The sequence below is a fragment of the Parachitinimonas caeni genome (assembly GCF_030129945.1).
GTDB lineage: Bacteria > Pseudomonadota > Gammaproteobacteria > Burkholderiales > Chitinimonadaceae > Parachitinimonas > Parachitinimonas caeni.
This window is the reverse complement of the sequence record NZ_JARRAF010000084.1, coordinates 1-4318: the sequence shown is the minus strand read 5'-3', so window position 1 is coordinate 4318 and position 4318 is coordinate 1. Positions and strand designations below refer to the sequence as shown.

The window sequence follows — 4318 nt, the reverse complement described above, 5'->3', positions numbered from 1 at the left end:
CGGCCGAAGCCATGGGCAACCTTGTTCCGGCCAATGTGCCGGTCGACCCCAGCTCGGGTTGCGGAGCCGCCCAGATCATCATGATCGTGATCGCGATCATCGTGACTATCTACACGGCCGGGGCGGCTTCGGGTGCCATTGGGGCAGCGGCATCCTCAGGGGCTGCAGCCGGAGGAGCCGCAGCAGGTGGAGCCGCCGCAGCCGGGGCAGCTGGCGCTGGCGCCGCAGCGGGCGCCGCGGCCGGAGCCGTTGGTGCCGCCGGCGCGGCTGCAGTGGGGACTGCCGCCAGCACCTTTGCCACCGGGCTATCCGTGCTGAGTGGTGCGGTGGGTGGCTTTACCGGCATCGCCAGCGCCGCCATCGGCGCTGCCGTCGGCTCGGCCGCCAGCCAGCTGGCCGGCATGGCGATGGGGGTGGTTGACGAATTCAGCTGGCGCCAGGTGGGCATCAGCGCGCTGACCGCCGGCGTCACGGCCGGGGTGGGCTCAGCGCTGAACGGCTCCTCGTTCATGAGCGCGATCAACGGCGTCAGCCCGACCCTGGGCCAGGGCGTACAGACCGCCATCGGCGCCACCTTGGCGCAGGGGACTGGCTCAGCCCTGGGCATCAGCCACTTCAGCTGGCGCAATGTGGCGGGCTCTGCCGCTGGAGCGATGGCCGGCAGCGTAGCCGGCAACCTGGCCAGCCATACCGGCAACCAAGTCACCACCCAGTTCGCTGCCAACCTGGCCAGCGCCGCCGTCAGCCAGAAAGTGAGCACCGGCCACTTCAGCTGGAGCAACACCCTGCCGCAGGCCGTGGGCAACACCATTGGCGACCTGATCAAGGATGACATCCTGAGCAAGGATGCCGCCATGTCGGCCAACCACAAGGCGGGCGAGCAGAACAGTGCGGCCGACCAGGACGCCGGTCGCTACATCTACGTGGGGGGAGGAACCTCTGAAGACTTTGAGCAAGATCTCGATGAGGACTTTGGCGGCTCCTTCACCGGCGCACCGCGTCGCAAGCAACCGCCGGTAGCTGGCCGCTTGCCTTATGGCGCCATCGCTGGCCATGCCGGCCCAGCGGGCCCCGTGGGTGGCTACGACCTATCAATGGGTATCACCGTGGAGGCACAGAGCCTCACCGACTATGCCTTGGAAAACGATCTCAAGCTAACGCCAACTGTCGAGCATCTGGCCGCTGCACTGGGCCGTAGCCGTCTGGAGGATGTGTACAACTACGTATCCGTCAACAACTACTCGTTGGCGCCTACCCCTGAAAACGCCTTGCGTTACGGGCTCAGCTCACGGTTCTCAGCGGGCGAACCCGAAATGTACACCCCAGGTAACCCGGTCTATGCCCTGGAGAACGGATACACGCCGTTTGAAGGCTTCTTTACCAACGAATACAACAAAGTTGCCGCTGGTTATCGAGACCCGAATACGTCAGCGCTGGGCAAGATAGGGTATGGCTTTGGTGCCACCATCATCGCGCCGTTCATGTTGGTAGAAGGTGGAGGTCTGGGACTGCTCAATGCACCGAACAACCTCTACGTGGCAGGTCAACGCTTCGTTCATGCCGTGGAGACAGGTAATCTGAGCCAGCTATCCATGGCATTCCTTCAGACGGGGGAGGGTATATTCGGGCTTACGCCACTCACAGCCATCCCCAGCAAGACCATCGCCTTGCCAAGCAGGACAGTAACGCCAAGGGTGGTAACGCCTGACCACATGCTGCCGGATAACTTTGTGTTGCCGGAGAATGAGATGCTGACCCGAATGAATGCGTTAAGAGGTAAGTACGCGCATTTGAGCAGTGAACAGCGTTTGGCAATGCGTGAAAGCAATGCAGAGCGATGGGTGAAAAATTATCAGAGTATGCTAAATAGAACTCATCCGAATTTACATGCGCACTTTTGGGATAAGCATGCTCCAGATATTTCTTTGCCAAACTTGGCACAACGATCAATCGATGGCACGCATCCAAGATTCGGTACGCCGGGAGCTGGTCATTACGATAGTTCGCAATTCTCCGATTTTCGTGTGATGGCGGATGCAATTAATGAAGCCATCACCAGAAATGTTAGAGGATTACCAACTTACAATGTTGCTGGAAAACCGTGGGTAATTGGTAATTCTGACCGAGTTGTCGGATGGGGTTATCAGAAACTATCTAAATCGGCACAAGCTTCAGGAGTTACTTCCCCAGCATTTGTTCCTTCATATAATAATTGGGTAATACGATTTGATTCATCTTTGAATGTCCCGTATACCGGATTTCCAGTGCCTTGAGGTTGATGAAATGAATCAAAAAAATTATGAGTTAGAAAAAAAGCTAGGGGCGTCACTCCTTGGATTTTTGGAACCATTTAATGAATATGATAGAGAGGAGAGAGCTATTGAGCTTTTTGGATCTGTTGATCCAAATGATGAGAATATATTTAGGGATTTACTGAAGCGGCATTTCTTTGAGGATGCTTGGTTTGGAAATCTTGAAAAGGCAGTTAGGCTGGATATGAAAAAATCTCTTGATGAATCTTTGCAAAATGTAGATTTTGACTATGAGTGGGTTGTTTCTGAATTTGATGGAACTTTTGGATTGCCGTCTACTTGGTCTGTAAAAAATTTTAGATACTTGTTTGAAATAATACATTCTTTAGTCAGTGATTATTGGTGACCTGCCCACATGCCCGCCAGCCGTTTCACATTCCCTTCTCCCCATCATTTTTTGATCGGAAGAAGGGATGTTGTAAATTGTGGGGTTGGTCTAAAAAGAGTAGACAACCCCTTTTTAAGGTTTTCCCAACAAATTAAGAGCGAGTTTGGTATGTTTCGAGGTATTCTATTTTCTACACTACTGGCAGTTTTTTTATCGGGATGCGCTTCTACTCCTCCACAGTTTCAGTCAATTCAGCCTAAGAGAGTTGATGCTGAGGGCTATAAATTAGGCCGGTCATCGTTGCTTGATGTAACCAATAATACACAAAAGCATATTGATGATAAAAAGAATATTCTATACTTTCAAAACCAAGGCGGGGGAGGAGCCGCAATGGGGGTGGTTTTAGGGGTAATTGGTGCGGTTGCAAATGCAGCCATGATTGAAGGCAATACAACTAAAGATGTTCAGCAGCTAAAGAATCGATTGGTCTTTGATCCTCGTGATATATTCAAAGAGGCGGCCGAGAGGGCTTCTCTGAAAATTGGCGCGGGCAGTTCGGTCAGCCAGCCAATCATTACTCCATATGTTTACGTTTCAAAGGGGGATAAGGATAATCTCTTGGTTTGTGCCGCTGTATTGGTGGAGGCAAGTGCTCCTGATTCGAAATGGGTGGGGAAATATATGTACCAAGCTCCACGGCAGTACACCATTGAACAGCTAGCAAATCTTGATGAAAATTCATCACTAGCTCTGAAAGGCTCATTGGCAGAGGGATTTGAAAAAATAATTCTGCATATTGGTCAGGAAAATCCAGAAATGCTCAAGGCTGAGAAGCCAATTACTTTCAGGTCCGAGTTGCTTAGCCCACGGTTTGATTTTGAAATGGTGGGAAACATCATTTCTGATGACACTGAAATAGTGTGGCTTCGCACTGTTGGGGGGGTCTACGCCGTCCGGAAGTCCAGCATCTCCTATACTTACGTACCAAAGCAGCTCTAATCGTCCTGCCCACACGCCCGCTAGCTGTTTCCCATTCCCTTCTCCCGATCATTTTTTGACCGGGAGAAGGGGTGGATTCAAAAACCAGCAGAAATTCCCCACAATTTCTGCTGGTTTTCTAGTCGAAATATAGAGTAAATATCCTGATTTTAGTTGTGCAGGTGTCACAACCCCTCCGAATCCCCGGTAAGTGGTTTGGCTTGGGTTTCTTTCAGGTTTTACTTGGGTTTTGAATTCAGCTAACGCCGTATTCGAATTCCTGCCAATAAGCCCTCCCATACATCGAAATATTCGATGGTTTTTGATGGGCTGTTGAATAAATTTCATTCTCAAAAAGCCTTTTTTGTCGTCCTGTCATTCAGGTTTTGGTGAAGCTGATTGTCATTATGCTGTACCCGCAATAAAGATGAGTGGCGATTTAATAAATAGACTTGAACCACCCCTGCAATAAAACTTTGCTCTTTAACAAAATAATTGGGATTTGGCAGCGGCTTCGATGATGGCCACTGCAATTTGCCTCGCTATGCCGCCGGCCGGCTGATCGCGCAGACCAATAGCGAAGGCCAGAACCTGCGGTATGCCTACTACAGCAATGGCTACCTGATGGCGGTGGCCGACCAGAACGAGAGCAGCCGCAGCCTGACCGAATACGCCTACGACCGCGATGGCAACCGCACCC

General features: G+C 51.9%; 4 protein-coding genes. All 4 read left to right on the top strand.

Features of this window, described 5'->3' with window-relative positions:
• On the top strand, positions 1 to 2273 hold a 2273-nt coding region (locus tag PZA18_RS23420; protein ID WP_284103317.1), incomplete at its 5' end, for a hypothetical protein.
• Between the two features lie 10 nt (positions 2274 to 2283).
• Positions 2284 to 2658: a hypothetical protein gene (locus PZA18_RS23415; RefSeq protein ID WP_284103316.1), complete on the top strand. Its 375-nt coding sequence runs from the start codon at positions 2284 to 2286 to the stop codon at positions 2656 to 2658.
• A 9-nt stretch (positions 2659 to 2667) separates the two neighbouring features.
• Entirely contained in the window at positions 2668 to 3639 is a 972-nt protein-coding gene (locus tag PZA18_RS23410) for a hypothetical protein (RefSeq protein WP_284103315.1), read from the top strand.
• A 474-nt stretch (positions 3640 to 4113) separates the two neighbouring features.
• The coding region (locus PZA18_RS23405) for a hypothetical protein (RefSeq protein ID WP_284103314.1) at positions 4114 to 4318 on the top strand (205 nt) is incomplete at its 3' end.

What these genes read in the sequence shown, in the direction of transcription:
- PZA18_RS23415 (WP_284103316.1), top strand. Translation starts at nt 2,284, where the DNA reads ATGAATCAAAAAAATTATGAGTTAGAAAAAAAGCTAGGGGCGTCACTC.
- PZA18_RS23410 (WP_284103315.1), top strand. Translation starts at nt 2,668, where the DNA reads ATGCCCGCCAGCCGTTTCACATTCCCTTCTCCCCATCATTTTTTGATC.